Genomic DNA, 19,141 nt, shown 5'->3' with positions numbered 1-19,141 from the left:
ACACCCTCAGTATAAAGGGAGTACCCTGACATATCGTGTCCTACTGTTTAGTCCGCTCAGGGAGATTTCTGTTTTATACCATACAAAAACATAACAATACCCAATATCAAGAAAATGACGACAAACGGGTTATCAGTAAAATCTACTTGAGGCGAGCTGAAGGAGCCATTCCCTGAATGGACAGCCAGCCCTCCGGATGATAAGCCAACGGCAATCCAAGAACCAAACCGTTCTACGGTGTAGAACAAGCCAGCTAGTATTATGAATAGGACACCTATGCCCTGATAAAATTTGCACATCTCGCTCTCTCCTTCCTCATAAAAACTTCAATAACCTCAACCCCCCACTATTTTACCATAATAATCCAATGGGTCTTAAGATATGTTCTTGCTTTACTTGCTGCCTCAATCTAAAATCGAAAAATAATTTAAAATATTCCTTTACAGGAATATTCCTTATCGGTTATATTATAAACATGAACTCGATAATAACGTTTTTGCAGTGCCTAATCGGCTGCGCGTTGCTGAACTCTTGTGTAATGCCCTGCCCGCGGGAGAAAACGGTTTAACAAAGTTGTTTGTGCCAGAAACAAAACAAAACAAAACTGGAGAGGAAGAATAACGCATGAAAAAAACAGCTATTTTTTACTGGATTTTTACCGGGCTGCTCTCAGCCATCATGGTTTTCGGTTCTATTCCTGACATTTTGTCCGTACCCGACGCTGTTGAACTATTTCAACATTTAGGCTACCCGGCCTACCTCCTGCCTTTCATTGGAACTGCGAAACTATTAGGGGTTATAGCCCTGCTGACGCCCGGTTTTCCGCGGCTAAAGGAATGGGCTTATGCCGGGTTTGTTATTGATTTATCCGGAGCCATGTATTCCAGCATATCGGTTGGCGACCCGCCCAGCGGATGGTTGCTCTTTATAATCGGATACATTTTGATTGCCGGTTCCTATGTTTTCCATCACAAAAGGGCAAGATCGGCGAGGCATTCAGGGCTGCCAGCAAAGCCTTCTCTATAAAATGAATTCAAGTATCTACTGAGAACAGATCACACTATAATGTAAAAAAACCGGTACACCATTTGGCGTACCGGTTTTTGCGTCAATCGAACAGCTCTTTTGCAGATTCATCTTATTGCGGCGATGTCATCAAACTTCGCACATCATTCATCGGGATGACTAGATGAATATTATTCATCGTCTTCAGCGAGCCGGAAATAATCCCGGCTAACCGCCCGTACTTGTCTATGATCGGTCCGCCCGACATGCCGCTTACGATCTGGGCCGAAGTCAAAATACGGCCCCGCCCGTTGATCTCTGCATTCGGAGAGTTCACAATGCCCTCGGTTATGATCGGAGTATCTTTCAGCGGATAACCGATGGCAAATACTTGTTCTCCATGCTTTACTGCCGTTTCTCTAAATGGGAGCGCAGGATATTCGGTAATCCCTTGTGAGCCATCATGGAGTGCAGGCAGCTTCAGCAGCGCCGCATCCGTCTGCTCATCGCAGTTCAGCACCTCAATTGGAGAAACCGTGCGTCCGTTGTTAAACACTCCTTCCAGCTGCGCCGCTTCGGAAAGAACGTGGCACGCTGTCGCAGCCACTCCATCGGGTGAAACCACCACCCCGGTTCCGGTGGCTTTTAACGCCCCGTCGCCGTTCAGAGCCCGGATGTAGAACACGGCACTTTCCGACCGTTCATAAATATCCTCGGCATTATATACAGCGGCCTCATCTGCATTGGCTTTGGCAAAAAAATCGATGCCGCCCAGCAGCAAGAGGAATATGCCTAACCCTGCAGCCATTACTTTTTTTCTCATTTGCATTGCCGCCTTTCTAATTCTGAAGCTTATTTCATAGCTGCCATAATATCTTGATAAGCCCAGTGAGATGACGGAAGATCACTGAATTTTGCAGGCAAATCCTGCTTCTCCTTGCCAATGATGCGGTTGATCAGGACAACGGCCTGAGCTCTTGTAATTTCGCTGTCAGGCTTAAAGGTCCCATCCGGGAAGCCGTCGACGTAGCCTGCTTTTGTAAAGGAATTGATATATTTCTCCGCCCAATGGCCGGATACGTCGGATAATGCAGCCTCTCCCGCTTCACTAATTTGGAGCTTCAGCACTCTGGACATGATGACGACAAATTCGGCTCTTGTGAGGCCTTTATCACCGCCATACGTATTGTCCGGGTAACCGTCAATAATGCCTGCGGATGTAAAGAACGCAATTTGATTTTCCTTGCTGCCGTCGACGTCCTTCAGCAGGTTACTGACAGTTACATCCTCCTTATTCAGCAAAGGAGCAAGCATGTCCGTAATTTCGTATCGGCTGAGCGATTTTTCCGGTCTGAACTCGTTGTTCTCGTAACCGGAAATGTACTTCATTTGCCCGGCATCGCTCATTAAATCGAACTTCGCATTTTCCACCTCGTAGTGGATAGTGACTACTTGATCATTTTGATCCGTAATCATCTTGATCGTCATACTCCGGGTAAGAATCAGCTCTCCTGTATAGCGCAGGCTGTTCTTGGTCGGAGTGCTTCCGTCGGTCGTATAGTAAATGATTTGACCGTCCGGTGCCGATAACGTCAATTTGCTGTTTCTTGCAACCGTCACGGATGCATTGTCATCCGCCTTAACTGCTTTGGAGCCAATATGCGCTGTAACAGCCGGCTCGGTTACCGCAGGAGGCAACCAGATGCCGCCTCCTCCGCCGCCCCTAGGTTTATCCGGCTCTAACTTCGTCCAGGCTCCCGACAGCACTTCGCTGCTTTCCTTTTCCTCTGCGATGGTGATGGCCTTGATCGTGGTCGTCTTGGTCAATACGATCGGATCCGTGTAGACCATGGACCATGGGTCCGGCTGACTGCCGTCCAAGGTGTAATAAATGACCCCGTTAGCTTCATCGGTAGCCAGCTTAACGGATACTTGACTAGTGAAAGAAGTATTACCCGAGACCACTTTCGGCTTCAAAGCCGTTTCTGCAAAGGCAGGAGCAGGCGCATTTACGGTCCATACTCTTGTGTCACCATGGACAGCAGCTGTCAATTCAGCACTGCCTGATGTTACCATGGAACCTTTCGCTGTGCCTGAAGTGAGGTTAAGTGCAATAGCCTTCGGATCTGCCGTCCATACCATTTCATTATCGCGAGTCAGCTCAAATTCGGATTTGATGCTGGACAGGGTGTCTTTATCGTTCAGAATCAAGGAAGCGGCGCTCAGCTTGGATGCTGCGGTTCCATTGAACGCAGCGAGCTGAGGATAAAATCCTGGTGCTCCCTTCCATACGGCTGCATCCAGACTAATCGGCAGCGTTCCTTTGACCATATCCTTGGCAAGCAGGCCAACAGCTTCTCCTGCCGCTCCTTCGGACCGTTTTCCTGCCGTCGTATAATAAGCTGTGCTCGTTTTGAGCATTTGCTTGTTAAAGGCGGTATTTTTGATTACGGCCCCATCGTTCCTCTGACCCGCTATACCGCCGAAATACGCGGAGCCAGGTACAATTTTACCGTTGACGGCTGCAGAAGCTTCGCCATAATTCATCGAATCGCTTATCGCACCTTCCACTGCGTAACCGGCGATACCCCCAGCCCATGCTTTCACCATTCCCATAGCCTGGATACGGCCTGAATTGTACGTGTTAGCGATCGCTCCGCGATTCAGCCCCGCAATACCTCCGGCCGTCGCTTGGTCCGATGTAATCGAAAGATCTGCAAAGGAGAATGACTCGCTGATCTCTCCGGCTTTTCCATTCTCTCCCGCAATTCCGCCTGCCATCACAGTTTGGCCTTCCTGGAGGGTGCGGAGTGTTCCTCTTGCATAAGCTTTGCTGATTTTACCGTCATTCGTGCCTGCAATACCACCCACAACACTGCCTGCAGCGTTAATGATGCCGTTGACAGACGCTTTGCTGATGGTACCAGAGTTCTTGCCGGATACGCCGCCCGTGTTATTAGCTCCTTCAAGTGTCAGAGACGTAATGCTGACTTCCGACAAAGTCCCTCCATTGGTCCCTGCCGCGCCGCCGGTCAAGTCAGTACCATTCACTTTTGCAGCTTGAATGCTGATATTCGTAAGCCCGCCTTGGTTCTCACCTGCAATTCCACCCGTATTCAGAGAGCCTTTTACGGACAAATCACCAGCATTTACTTTCGAAATCGAGTTCTCATTTTTTCCTGCTGCGCCGCCTGTGTAATCTGTACCGGTTACGCTCAAGGTCTGAATCGTTACATTCGTAATCTCACCTTGGTTAAGTCCCGCTGCTCCTCCGGTATACTCCGTACCCTTCACCGACCCGCCTACTGTAATTCCGCTCAGGACCGCTCCCGCGTGATTGATTCCTGCTGCGATACCTGTATTCGTTCCACCAGTGAGGTTAGCGTCGCTAAAGACGATGTTGCTGATTTTACCGTTGTTTTCTGCGACAAATCCATAAGCAGACGCGCTTTCAGCCGTACCTTGAAGTCCTTTGATCGACTTGCCCTTACCATCGAATTCCCCATTGAACACGGCAAAAGGGGTCCACGAAGTGCCTTCCATCGAAATATCTGCACCGAGCGAAAGCTTGTTCAAGCTAGGCTTGCTATCGGCTGTCCGGTTAAATAACCGGTAAAAGCTCAAATCCGAATCATTGTACAGCGCTACTACGCCATGAAGCTGTTTTGCGTTCTGAATCACAACTTCACCGGCATCGTACAAGCTCAGGTAGGAAGCATCCGCTTCGAAATTCCAATTTCCGAAGCCGTAAGAGCCCGATTGGTCTCCCTCCGCTTTATAAGCTTCTACGGAACCCAAGCTGCGGCCCACAGGAGCCATAGAGCCAAGATAGGAGGAAGAAGATATCTTACCGTCTCTAAAGTTATAGCCGATGAGTGCACCGCTGAATGCATTGGCGCCCGTTACATTCATCTTAATGTCTGTACTGCCGGCAAAAACCTGTTGAACTACGCCGTCGTTATACCCTGCAAAGCCTCCGGTATACGATCGGGTGGCATGGTTAACCCCGTTAGTCGTCACATGGTCCTGCGCCGCATAGGCGTTCTTCACGGTTGCATACCGTTCGATGACACCCGCAAAGCCTCCGGTTCTCGTATCGAAGCCTGTGTTTACTACATTCCCGGTCGCATAAGCATCATTAATCTCATAACGGTCTGCCGAACCTGCAAAACCGCCTGCATAAGCGCCCGTTATACCCTGGACATCAACGCTGCCTTTAGCATAACCCCGGTGAATGGCCCCTGCGCCTGCCGGATCTGCGTCGCCCAATAGGCCTGCAAAGCCACCTGCATAAATGGTGTTATCCTGATTGTCGCATACGACCTGTACAGGAATGTTGGCAAAAGAATCCGCAAACAACGTGTTGTCCGCCATTCCTGCAAAGCCGCCGACATGCGCAGCCGGTATCATGCCCGATTTCGTAACGGCACTGCCAACGGTGATTTTCTCTCCCGCAACAGCTGCCGCGTTCGAATAATGAATTTCTCCTCCTGCCGCAAGACCCACGAATCCCCCGACATGGTAGACGCGGCTGGCATCTGCAGCAATGCTGCTATGCGCCGTTGTGCTTACCATAATACCGCTGCTGAAGCCAGCGACGCCACCGACGATAGAGGTTTTCCCTCCGTTGACGGTAATCTCTGCAGCAGATAAGGAATGATAAGTGGAAGACGTTTTATTGCTGCCGACAATACCGCCGACGTATAGATCCGCTCCATTATCGGCACTTACGGCTTTCACGGTTTTGGATGACACCGATGCATTATAAACACCGTGATACATTGGAGCAAGCTTGCCAAAATCAAAGCTTTTGTTAACGTCATTCGACGATAAAAGTCCTGCCACGCCACCGACAAAGGTTTCACCTGTCTTAGAAGCTGACTCGATATCTGACTTCACATCGATCAAATAAAGGATGGACTGCTCGGCTTGCCCTGCGGCGCCGCCGACGGACACCCGATCGCCAGCAGCTTGGAGCGAACCGCTCACCGATGCCTGACGCACAGCGGAGTTGACAAGCTTTCCTGCAATACCGCCGACGATGGCTTGCTCACTTGCTTCTGAGCTGGACAGTGTCACACCATCTGCTTTTACTTGATCCATATCAAAGGAATTGCTGCCCTTTCCTTCCTTCACACCTACGATACCGCCGATAATGCCGTTCCCGAGCATATGCTGACCGGCATTGGCAGCAGCAATCGCCACATGATTCATCGGATTATCCGCACCGGATTGTCCAACGACTCCTCCCAGAGTCGATCCCGCTCCGAGTGCTTGCAATGTACCGTCAGTAAAGGCAAGACTAATGTTCTCGAGCTTGCCTGAAACCTGCTGCCCGATTAGTCCTCCCACAATGCTGCTTGGACCCGCAGCTGAAATTCGGTAATTAGCCGCAATATTCATGCTGATTCCGGTGATATCTCCGGCTTGTCTACCTATCAGCCCGCCGATGGTAGCCTGATTTGCCGAGCTTCCGACACTTCCGTCTGCCGATTGGAATGTAAACAGGCCTGGATTCATGGCAAACGCATTGTCGCCAATAAGTCCTCCCGCAACGGCATTGGCACCAGTGCCTTCGATCCGGCTTCCGCCTTCAATTTTAATGTCCACCTTGTTAATCGTACCGGTATTTTTCCCCAACAGGCTGCCAACCGTACCGCCGTTAATCTTGGCCCCGCCTACCAGCTTAATGTCAATACCCGATACGGTGCCTTTATTGAATCCGGCAAGCACGCCTGTATATTGCTGCCCGGCCATGGACAAAGGTTCCAGCTTGATGCTTTCCACTTTAGCCTTCTGCCCGATCACTCCGAATAGTCCGGAATAAGCGGTCGTCGACGTTAACGTCAGACCGTCAATCAATTGGTTATTTCCGTTAAAGCTACCTTGAAACGCACTGTCTTCATTAAGACCGATCGGAATCCACTGTTTGGATTGAATGTGGATCGGGTTCATAACTTTAATCGTTCTGCCTTCAAAAGAGAATTTCGGAACGCCAGGGATCGTGCCGTTCACTATAGCCGCGAGTCCGGCAAGCTCCGCCTCGCTTTTCAGCGTGAAGGTAATCGCTCCTGGATCACGAACATACCAGTTGATATTGGCATTGACGTCACCGCCGCCGCCCGTCTCTCCTCCGCCATTGGCAATACGGATTAGCTCCGGATATTTATACTCGGCATCCACCGAGCCGTATCTCCAGGTCGAGTTGAAATCCCAGCCGGACAATCCCGGGAAGTAGCTTCTGTCCTTCAACGTTGCAGACAAGATCGTGCTCAAACGTGCATGAGCATTCAGCCAGAGGAAGCTACCGTCTGCAAAATCCGGCAAATCCCCATTAATGTCGTTGTCTATATCCTTCACATAATAAGCCTTGTACAGCAATTCTTTATTGGTATTGTCATAGCGTCCGGCAAAGCCGCCCGCATACGAGCCATCCACTGCCGTTACTTTGCCTGCAGAATAGGCGGTCGTTACGGTTCCGTTCGTAATTCTGCCGAGAAGACCTCCGGCATAGGAATGGTCAGCACTTGCAATAACCTCTTTAGCTGCATAGGCATTCGTCATGCTGCCCGCAACATGATCACCTACCAAGCCTCCGACTATGGAGTAGCTGCCTTTTGCCGTAACCGTGGAAACCGAATAGGATTTGTCCATAGTTCCGCTGTTGCGGCCTATCAGTCCTCCCAAATAGACAGGACTGCCTTCCGTACCATGAGCATTGCCTGTGACAGCGATGTCCACATAAGAGGCCAGCACTTGACCCAGGTTCTCGCCCACCAAGCCGCCGGCAAGCGTGTTCTCGCCTTCGATCGTCATGTTCGCGTTAGAGTACGTGTAATATAAGGTTCCCGTTTCCGTATTCCGTCCGGCTAAACCGCCGACAATGCTTGAATTCCCTTCGGAAGTAACGGAAATTTTATCGGAAATGCTGTTATTGGCAATCAAGCTCCGGTTCTCACCGACCATACCGCCGATAAGTGAACCTTCTGCATTTACCAATAAGGTACCCACGGCTCGGCTGTTCTGAATGGTGCTGACCGCTTTGCCCGGATCGGCAGTCGGGTCTCCCGCACGCCGGTCATTGATCCCAACAATACCGCCTACTGTGGAGGAAACCGCGGTAGGTGTCACCTTTAAGCTGAGTGCAGACGTATTATTATTGATAAGAATGGAGGTCGTTTCCGTTCCCAGATTATAGCCGAGCATACCGCCGACTACGGAACCAGGTCCATTTACAACCAAATTAACAGAGCCCGATGCGAGTTTTTCCATTCGGGTTTGGCTGCTATATCCCGCGATACCGCCGATATGGGGAGACTCAGCAGCAGCCGTGCTGATGATAAACAGATTGTTTGCATTGATTTTGACTTCGTCACCAATGATTTTGCTGTTTTCGATGCGACCTGCGATACCTCCGGCCATGGCATTGATGCCCGTGACGGATAATGTAGCGTAATCAGGAAGCTCCGCATCTACCGAGAAATCCTTGATTTCCGTATTTTTGGCATATCCGGCAATACCGCCAAGAACGTTGTTGGCTCCCGATGATTGGATCAGCACTTCTTCTCCTGCTTGCACCGAGGCGTTGTTAATGCTTGCTGGCGATGAACTTCCGTCCGGTGCTTCGGATCGTCCAACGATACCGCCGATTTCTCCTGCTTCGCCACTAACCTCAAGATGATGCTTTTGGGTCTGTACATGGGTAATCGCGCCCAGGTTTTTACCGGCAATACCCCCGATTTGGTTCGCAGAACCTGCTGCTGTCACATGAACATTAGAGGCCGAGCTCTTCGGCGTTGTTTTGACATTTTCCCCAAAGAGTCCACCGAGCTCAAGCGCATTTCCTTGGGAGGTCATAGTGATATCTTTACCCTCTATGACCAAGCTGTTGTCGGTCCCATTCCCTATTACCGTGTCCTGAACACCGGCAGCACCACCCACCTTATTCTCGGAACCCGATACTTGAACGGATAGTCCCTCAATAAAAACAAAAGTTTGCGGCGCACGGTTTACACCGATAGCTCCACCTATATTACTTTGATCCACGTTGATTTGAATGTCCACTTGCTTGACCTTTACGGGAGCCCCTGCCGCTCCAATTTGAGCTTCAGGCGTCAGCGTACCCGCCACGCCACCCAAGCTGTAACCGGTTCTTCCCGCTTCATTCAACAGACAGATTCGGGTTACTAAAATTTTCGTCCCCGAGACAGTGAGAGGTCCTTCATTGCGGCCAACAATACCCCCCGCTGTCAACCGGTCGATGCCGTTTGCAGCTTCAAGCTTCACACTATTACTGCCGGACGCGTCAGCATCCCCAACAATAATTTCACCGGAAATGGCTCCTTGCGCTGTACCGGCAATTCCCCCGGCAAAGCCGTCTGCCGTTTGAACCGTTGCTGTCAAATACTTGATGGCTGCTGTGTTGATTGTCCCCTTCAAGTAGCCCGCTGCACCCCCGATGAAGCCGTCGGAAGTGATCGCTGCTAGACTCTCCTTCGTGTTTCCTGCATTGACGTTGGAAACCGTACCTCCATCCACATATCCGGCAATACCGCCGGTATACGTGCTAGCGCCGCCGCCTGTGGATACGATCGTACCACCCTTGTAGGTTTGAACTCCGTTAACCACAGCCGACGGGGTTCTGGTAAAGGTAGCATTGCTGATGCTAGCACTGCCGCCTGCCATATAGCCGACGATACCGCCCGTACTAACTGTACTTTCAGGAGCGGAAGATGCAGCCGTGACGGTAATATCATTGGCAAACATTACGTTTGCTATCGTTTTATCCGGGCTATCTGCCGATATGAGGCCGATGAAGCCTCCTGTGTAGAGCTTTGTCTTACCATCAACCTTGATGTCTCCCTTACTCGTGACATTGCTAATCATATTCCCAGTTCTCGCATAGGCCCGGTTGGAAATAACACCTCCGGTATAGACGCCGGTTCCGCCGCTTACCGTAATCGTTCCGCTGTTTTCATAAGCCGATGAGGCTGTACTTTCGAATAAAACCCGATTCTCAGCATAACCGATCAAACCTCCGGTATAGGCTTCATCCGGTTTATCCGCTAGAGCTCCGCCTGTTACGCGGATCGCTCCGGTATTTTGGGCATTTCCTTTAAAGCTGAAATCCCCTGTTGCATAACCGATCAATCCGCCGGTATACAGATGATCTTTACCGGATGCCGTCACGTTAACACTATTCACATAGCTTTTTTCCCAGGAAAGAGCACCTTCGATATAACCGGCAGCCCCCCCTGTGTACACGTTGCTTCCGCCGTTGTTAGTTACAACGCCCGTATTGTTAAACACAATATCCGTACTCGCGGTGCCCAATGCTCCCGCCAATCCGCCTGCGTAGGATCCGCCTGCAGAAGGAGCGTTAATGTTGACGGAGCCGCTATTGGAAGTATTGGCAGAAAACTTCGCCATCCCGTTAGCCTTGCCCACGATACCGCCGGCATAATTTTTCAAACCGCCGGATACGGTAACCGTACCGGAGTTCGAGATGATCGTATTGTCCGTATCCATCACAATGGAGATCGGCGATTGTCCGATTATTCCCCCGGCGTACACATCCTGACTGGTCTTGCTTGTCGCGTTCAGCGCGCCTGTATTCCACGTTTTAACCATATTTCCGTACACGCTGCCTGTAACTCCACCGGCATAAACGTTGCCGCCGAGTGCTATTACCGCGCCATTATTTTTCAAGTTGGATAACGTACCACCACCCTGACCGACGATTCCCCCCACGTACGTATCACGGGTCTTCGAATCAACTGTAATAGGCATATCATTAGTAATGTCGTATAAAATGCTGCTGTTCACCATCTTACCGACGGCTGCACCCACATAGACATCTTGAGTCACTGAGGTCATGGTAATACTGCCGGTTCCCGTAAACTTAAAGCCGCCTACGGTAGCTCCGTCCATGTATCCGATGAAGCCTCCGTACATGGTATTGTCGCTTACGGTCATGCCCCTAATTTCTTTAGTCACTCCGCCTGCGGCAATCAGCGTGCCCTTGAAGGGTCTGGCATCCGTTCCGATAGGTACCCATTGGAGCCCGGACAGGTCTAGATCCTGGCTAATCTCTAAAATTCTCCCGCTGAACCCGTTAACAGCTACCCCATTCCGGTTAGTCCCATCGTTAACGAGCTTGGCAACACCTGCCAGCTTAGCCGACGTATCAATCGTATAGGTTCTGTATTCCGTTGCGTTGTCAAACCAGCTCGTATCCGCGTTACTGCCATCCGTCCAATGGCTTGCGCCTGCATTGGCACGGAATGTCATAAAGCCGGCTATTAATGCTAAAACTACTATAGCAAATCCAATCGCATAGATGGATTTTTGCTTCAATGCCATCTTTACACCGCCTTAGTTTGGTAAAAATCCGAAGAGCTACCGGCAAAAGTCATCTAGACTTAAGCCGGTAGCTTTCGTTTATTCGTTGCTTGCGATCCACGAGGCAAGTCTTATGGCAATAGCTGCCCCTTGTGCCCTCGTCAGTTCGTCGAGCGGATTCACTTTATGGTTATCCCCTTCAATAATGCCATTCTTGATGCAGATGGCAGCCGGTATTCTAGCCCATTCCGGAACGCTCGCTGCGTCTGAGAAAGTACTGAGCAGCTGATCGGCCTCCTCGTTGGACACATCCTCAGCAAGTCCGAGCACTTTAAGCAATCGTCCTGCCATTGTCATGGCTTCGATTCTCGACATCGTTGCTTGAGGAGCGTAAGAGCCATCTGCAAGACCATTCACGATACCCATTTGTGCTGCAACCGACACACTGCGGTCGAACCAGTCTGCCGTATTCACATCGGTGAATGAAGCTTGACCGTTCTTGTTCATCATCCCTGCTGCACGCAGCAGGATCGTCGGATATTCAGCCCGGGTAATATGGCTTTCCGGATCAAACTGGTCCTTGTCTTTCCCTAGTACGAACAGCTTCGCAGCCGCCTGGCTGATGCTATCCTTGCCCCAGTAGCCGTCCTCTACATCAGAGAATGTTTTTTCGTTTCGGATAAAGGCGATATTTCCGTTCCCCGTCAATTGAACATCGACGTAAGACCCATTGCCGCTATTATTCAGCTTCCAAGGCAGCGGGGTCCAAGCGCCCTCCGGATTTTTCAGCATAACCGCTGTAAGGTGGCTCGGGTCGATGGAACCCGGTACCGGTACCCGTAGTGGAACATAGGTGCTCCAGCTGGCGGCCGGAATATTCGTCTTAATGGAAACGCCTTGTCCTGATCCCAGTAAGGTCGAATCCAGACTGTCCGCTATGCTGCCCAGTTCTCCCAGCTCGTAGCTTTCGTTCTGGAATATATGGACCTCCAGGTTTCCTTTCCGATCCTGCAATTGTTTAGGCGTTAAGGTCAACCGCGCCAAAGGAACATCGATAACAAGATTCCGCTGCTTGCTTACCGCATGCTGTACCACCGCCGGATCTACCCGGAACGTATAGCCCCTCACGGTATTATCCAAAGAGGTGATCACGATGTCTCCGCTGCCTGCAGCATCCACGTTCGCCGCCGTAATGTCGGCTACAAGAACATTATCCTGCTTCTCGGCATTCATGCGCTGCTCATTAATGGTAATTTCCGAGGTTTCCGTTGGCGTTGGAATTCCTCCAAAACCACCGCTACCTCCGGCACCGCCGCCTCCTTTGGACCGCCATACATTGGCGGACAGTATGCCTGTTGAAGCTACGGCCAGCTTGCCCGTGGAGGTTCTTTTGGCGACAACAACGTCATTTCCGGCTTCTGCATTTATGATTCCGTTCGCAGGCAGGATACTCCAGCTGCTGATATCCTGATTCAGCTTCGGAAGCACTGCGCTTGTTCTGGCAAACACCTTGTACGCCAGCTGATAGCCGAGCATTTCACCAGCATCGGTTACTGTTACTTTTGTTCTGCTGCTATCGTTACTCAAAGCTGAGGTGGTCGCCATAATGGTTCCCAGCTCTGTTGGTGCTGGAACCTCTACCGCAGCCGCAGCCATAGCCTGCAAGGTAACCCCTTCTGCGACCTCATAGCTTGCCTGAACCAAACTTGCTCCTCTCGATTGCGCTGTGATCGTTCCATCGTCTTTCAGATCGACCGCGTCGCCTGACAGGACCGAATAGCTGACATGCCCTGGAACGGCTACCTCTTTGAACTTCGGCTTGCCTTGAGCGTCCTTGCCATCGGACACACGCAGGAAGGCTTCCAGCTTCTGGCTGTCTCCGCGCTTCATGACCGGCACTTGATGAATGACGAGCCCTGCCGGAACTTCATAACGATCATTCGTCACCGATACAACAGCCGTATTCTCGTTGCCGGCTCCATCGACCGCCTTGACGGTAAGCTCAGCCGTCGGACCGTTGGATTCTACAGCCACCTCACCGGAGAATTGGCCGTCGTCCTGCACTTTCAGAACGGTTTCTTTCCCGTTTCCGCTCACCTTCAGAACGGCATCATTCGAGCTTCTGCCAGAGAATACAATCTTGCCGTCCTTCGTTCTGGCACCTGTTAACGGCTTGTCCAGATACAATACAGGAGCAAGGGTATCCACGGTCAGGTAGAGCATCTTGACCTTGCTATCTTTGGTTTTCGTATTTGTGGTGAGCAGCTCAATAGCATAAGTTCCATCCGTCGTAAGCGGCTGCTTCAGCTCAAGCACACCGTGGCTTCCGCTGCCATCATTGTCGAGATGAACCTGGCCAATCGATTGGTTGTCGTAGAAGGCCTCTACGGCAACATCCGGCTGATTCGAGAACAGCTCGATACTTTGCTGTTTCACATTGTTGGTCAGCCAATCGATTTTCGGCTGAGGCTTCTGCAGCAGCTCCTTGCTTGGTTGAAGCTCCGGCTTCACAGGCACCGGAAGCAGCGTATTGGCGCTATCTACCCGGTTCGCATAATGGTAGTTTTCATTTTTATCCAGCTCCTTGGAAGGCTTGACGACAGACGACACGCCTATCGTATACTCCTGGCCAACCTGCAATCCGACATACTTCACTTCAGCCGGATCTACGGGCTTGGCGTCCAGGCTCTTCGGATCCGTCTTGGCTTCCGATGTCGTGGTAGGGGTCCAGCCGCCGAGCATAATGCCTTCGTATTTGCCTGTTGCAGGATTCCAATGGTTTGCAAGCTCTTTTTCCGTGAACATGAGCTCACCGAAATTGTTGTAAGGCTTCAGCTTGCCTCCCTGCTCCTGCATGGCATTAATAACATAGCTGTGTTCGAAATTGTTCAACTCGTCCTTCTTCGCAGCCGGTTTGAAGGATAGACTGAAATACCCGTCCCCTGCCGGCTCTATCGTTACGTCGCTAACGGCCTGCGGAGCTAGTCGATCGATGATCTCGAATTGCTCTGCCGAGGTTTTGGTACCGAAGGTGGATTCGGATTTGAGCTCGGCACGCAAATAATAATTGCCCTGCTGCATAAGCCCGGTAATATCTTGTATATCCTCTTCGCCACCGTTTTCGTTCAGGGATACTTTAGTAACGTCAATCACTTTATGGCCGTCGGCAGCCGGAACATTTTTGGCAATCAGAATGCCCGGATCCCCTGGTTCAAGCACATCTTCCCCGTTTGCAAGCTTCGTAGTAGCCGCACTTACCGTATCCTTAGTCAAATACAGATTGACCGTATCTTCCTTCTTGGCATTGGCGACTGTCCAGCTTGCCGTGAATTTGTTCTTGTCGCCGGCATCCTTGGTCAAGCTGACGTTTTGCAGCTGTGGAAGAGTAGGCACATTCAACAATCGGCTCTGTACCGCCGCCTCGGAGGTAAGGGTCCATGTACCGCCATTCGCTACCCGATCCTGCGGAACTATGATGTACGCCTTCCAATGATCCGCTTTATCTCCCTTCTTGGCGTCCGGCTTGATATGCTGTGTAAAGGCTGTCGCTTGCGGATTCTTATTTTCGTCATCAAAAATGATCGGGTAAGGCTGACCAGCCGCATCCTTCAACGTCAGGTTTGGCAGATCCTTATCATATTCCACTTCAATAATCGCGTTGCCGGATACGTCATTCATCGGAATTTCATGAATACGTCCGCTGTTTTTCACTTTGATGCCGCCGATGCCGATATTCATCGCACCGTTATCCAGCACTTTAACACCCTTGTCTACATCACGGTATACGATCTCATGAGTTTCCTTTTCCGATTCTACCCAAGAGGTTGCGACTGTCTTGACCCCTTGCCCGATAACGAGCAGACGCGGTCCGCGTTCCGGATCGTCGATCAGCAAATGAGTAAATCCGTCAGGAAGCTGCTCGCTGGAGGTTCCGAATTCAACCCCGCCGCCCCAGTAATAAGTAATTCCTAGGGAAATGAACAGGATGCCTACGCTTCCCCATACTTTATCGTTGTTCACTCCGAAAAATACGCTGGATAACGGCATACCGCCGACAACCGGCACCTCTTCAGGAATTTGTATCTTCGCTCCGATATACCCTTCAAAGTCCGTCCGGTGCTTCTCCAGATTTTGTCCGACGAACACTCCGACTTTACCTACAATGACATTCCAGCCGCCAATATCGACCTCCGCCTGCATTCTTACGAACCATGGAGTTACCCATTGCGCTTCGATCAGAGCTTGGGTCAGCATTTTGATTAAGTCGTCTTCTTCAGGATCACTTTTTGGGGAATAATCGAGTTTCCCTTGGATTGCGATTCCTGTTCGCTTCAGCGTCAGATCGATATCGCCAAAGAAGTAAGCAGGGGCAATACCGAACCGCAAGCTGACGCCGGCCTCAATGACAAGCGGGAACGGATCATCCTTGGTTCCCCCGGCAATCGTATCTGCCAGCTCACGGACCGCTCCGCGTATTCCGGTCAAATAAGTTGCTCCGGTAATCAGCACTCCCGGATTTTTCAGCGAAGCACTGAAGCCAAGCACATCCGGCAAAATCCGTCCGTCATCCACTTTCTTGAACGCGATTTCGACCCCGATTTCCGTCATGCTTTTCAATTGGGCATCGAATTTTAATCCGTAAGTATTGGAAATGCCGTCAACCGGCTGCACATAGTGAACAATGTCGATCTCACCGCTCGGCTTCTTAGGACCTTCCGGATCTTCCTTTGCGTCTTTCTTATCCTTGTTCTTTGGTTCGAATAACCCTAACTCTTCATTCAAATCAAATTTCAGTCCGGCTTCAATCCCGACAAAGCCTTTCTCGTTAAATTGGACATTGCGAACTTCAGCGTTCAGCACCTTAAGCGAGATGGTTCCTCCGAAGGAGACGCCGCCGGGTCTAAGAATAAAATCGTTAAACGATAACCCAAAGCCGGAAAAAGTAAAGTTCGGCACGGCGAACAAGCTATGCTTGTTGAAGTAGACCAGCTCGATCATTACCTGACGCAGCGGATTCGCTTTGTCTCCCAGCGCACCTGAAGCCCATTTTAAGGAGCCGTTTAAGCTGTCGTCCTCTTCATTTCCTTTTTTCTCGGGATATTCCGCTTGCGGAATGGTATACCCTTCACCTAATGTTTTCTCAAAACCGTTGAAGAAATCGAGCGTCCATTCTCCTTTATGGAAAACAAATCCGCTGTTCGCTACACTAAGCGTTCCGTCCCCCTTCACAAAGAGCGTGTCGAAGAATGGCATGCTATCATAGCCGTTCATCCGCTGTTTGGCACCGAAAATATCCAGCTTGCCACGGGCAAACACCATATCCTTACCCCGATAAGCAACGGCCCCGTTAATAATCGCCGGCTCGGTCTTCGTATCTACAACGACCTGACGGTCGTTACCGGTGCCCGCCTGCTTGATCATCCCGCGGATGTCTACCAGCTTCTCCCGAGCTTCATCCGCGAAAAATTCATCCATTTCCTCTTCCGATTCAAACATTTGGTAATTGTAAGCAGGAACTTCCTTCAGCTTTTCATCGTCCAAGAACGCCGCCAAATCGAATTCCGGATCCAATGCCTTGCTTGCTGTACCGAAAAACGCCTTGGTTTGCTTGTACACCGTTACAGCACTGTACAAATCCTCTCCCTTCTTAAACGGCTCTCCCGGAAAAGCTTCATTGATCTGTTCCAGCAGCTTACCGTTCAACGAAGGCGTCACATGGCTTAAATCGACCTTTTGCTTGTACACGGCCATCAGCTTCGCCTCACGGACCCGATTGATCTCGTTATCCGTTACAGCAAAGGTTTGGGACGTCGTGATGTCATACATCGCAGCGATTTCCGGATCGCCTCCGGTATCGCCTTTATAATCAATTTCAACCTGGTATTCACCCAAAGGCAGCTCAGGCCCAAGTCCCGCTTGGATTACTTTCCCTTTGTCATCTACCAAATCTCCGCCACGATATGTAATGCGCATATCACCGGAGAAGCCGTCATCAGTCGGTTGGATAATGACCGAGCTTTTGACAGGAACCTTATAACGCTTACCTGTCACCTTCTCCTTAAGAAACAGGTCGAAGTTCGGTTCGCTTGTCTCGTTGCCCGTATTATAGGCATCAATATTGGAAATATTGGCCGTGATGTATTTTACATCGGCGCTGTACACTTCTTTAGGAGACAGACCGTATGCATACGTTGGTACGGCATTGCCGATAGCCGGCAATAAGATAAAGTTGGATTTGCTGGACTCATACTGAGCTTTAATCCCTTCATCCGTCTGCCCTTCGAGCTTGACCTGGGTTTCAGGACTTCTTGCCGTCAGCAAGTACTGCTTGGTTGTCGGCCAAGGTCTTCCCTTTGCCTGTATTTTAAAGGATGCGGTAACGGTCTCGCCCGGCTTGTATTTCGGAATAATGCCCTTCTCCGCTTCCTCCGGCGTAGCCGTTTTTCTAAACTCCAGCTTCTTGTTTCGAACGGGCTCCGTCAGAGCTTTGCCGTTCGCGTCGCGCATAATGTTGCCTGACTCATCCAGCTTGACGAAGCTGAGTCCGGAATCCAAGGTCAGCTCGACCTCGATTTTGGACTGCTCCATGTTGTACATAGCGAGATTTTCTACTTCCGCGTACATATCGAATATGCCCTCGTTGGCATAATTGCTGTTGTCGCTTAGAGTAGCCAGCTGCTGCGGGGTATCGAGATAACGAATGGAGAATACTTTATCCGGTTCGATAATTTCCCCTAAGCCGTACACCGTTTCAAACGTTTGTATCGCATTGTTCGCAAGTGATTTCGGATTCCAATAGAAAGCAACGGCCGAATCCTTCGTTCCGTAATCGTTCGTATCTCTCGTAAAATCAAGATTAGGGTTCGGCGTATAGTCCCATTTGGTATTCGCCAGACCGTTCCAATGACCAACGATCATTTCATCGACGATGTTAATATTTTTTTCCGCAAAGTTATTGAAGCCATAAGCCATTACGTTGGTAGCCTGCGGATTCGTCGGATCCAGCTTATCCCGCATCACCCAATAAGGCGGCAATTTATATAACGGTCTGTCCTCCTCCGTAATCGCCGGGTCATTCTCCGGATCGTGAACAAGCTTTCTCTCGACCAATAGAGGTGCCTTAGACGCAGTTCCAATCTGGAATTCCGGACCGTCGTTTCCTCCTACCATCGTGTCCAGCAAAATCCGGGAGCCAAGCTCTACCTGAGCGCCGCTTCGGTTGATGACTTCATATCGGATGTTCACATTGCCTGCGTTTTTCTTATCCGAGCTGTCGCTATAGAGCATCAGGATCTGTTTAATTTCTACACCCTTGATCCGCCAGATCGTTTCGATCTGTTTGGTTCGATCGGTGTTTTCAACAATTCGAGGCGGAGTTACCTCCGAGAAAAAATTAGCCCCGAACTTATACGGATTTCCGAAAATATAATCGGTTCCATCAATCCGAAACGTCGTAAAGGAAGTTTCCGGGTCATCACCACGGAACAGCATGTTGACGTTATCGTCCTTTTTGCGAATCGGCTGTCCGGCTACCGTTCTTATGCCATACCGTCCGGTACCATTATCGACTGTAATTTTAATGAAATCGTTTTGCAGTACCGTCACTTTGGGAGCACTAAGCTCAGCCGCAAGAACGGACGCAACCTGGGCATTCGAGCCCATGATGAAAATGAGTGCGAATAATAAGACAAGCGTCCTTTTGAGAAGCTTCAATTCAACTGCCTCCTATCTTGAACCCGTAAATGCCATCTTTTTAACAAGGACAAGGGCGCCCTTGGCAAGAGGCCCTTGATCC

Annotated in this window: 4 protein-coding genes; 1 reads left to right on the top strand and 3 read right to left on the bottom strand. The window is 50.4% G+C overall.

The annotated features are described in order from the left end of the window. The first annotated feature begins 624 nt into the window (after positions 1-624). Entirely contained in the window at positions 625-1,026 is a 402-nt protein-coding gene (locus tag GGC63_RS08840; RefSeq protein ID WP_192701974.1) for a DoxX family protein, read from the top strand. A 112-nt stretch (positions 1,027-1,138) separates the two neighbouring features. Here the strand turns inward: GGC63_RS08840 and GGC63_RS08835 are convergent, their stop codons facing one another. The 3 genes from GGC63_RS08835 to GGC63_RS08825 form a co-directional block, all read right to left on the bottom strand. Continuing rightward, positions 1,139-1,828 carry a S1 family peptidase gene (locus GGC63_RS08835; protein WP_192701973.1) on the bottom strand — a complete coding sequence of 230 codons (690 nt, stop codon included), beginning with the start codon at positions 1,826-1,828 and terminating at the stop codon, positions 1,139-1,141. A 29-nt stretch (positions 1,829-1,857) separates the two neighbouring features. After that, on the bottom strand, positions 1,858-11,367 hold the full coding sequence (locus GGC63_RS08830) for a chitobiase/beta-hexosaminidase C-terminal domain-containing protein (protein WP_192701972.1): 9,510 nt from the start codon (positions 11,365-11,367) through the stop codon (positions 1,858-1,860). Between the two features lie 78 nt (positions 11,368-11,445). After that, positions 11,446-19,059 (bottom strand): S-layer homology domain-containing protein, encoded by a 7,614-nt coding sequence (locus GGC63_RS08825; RefSeq protein WP_192701971.1) that lies wholly within the window; start codon positions 19,057-19,059, stop codon positions 11,446-11,448. Positions 19,060-19,141: the final 82 nt, after the last annotated feature.

The organism is Paenibacillus sp. OAS669 (genome assembly GCF_014873645.1).
Taxonomy (GTDB): Bacteria; Bacillota; Bacilli; order Paenibacillales; family NBRC-103111; genus Paenibacillus_S; species Paenibacillus_S vulneris.
The sequence above is the reverse complement of the archived record's forward strand: the minus strand, read 5'-3'. Positions and strand labels throughout refer to the sequence as shown.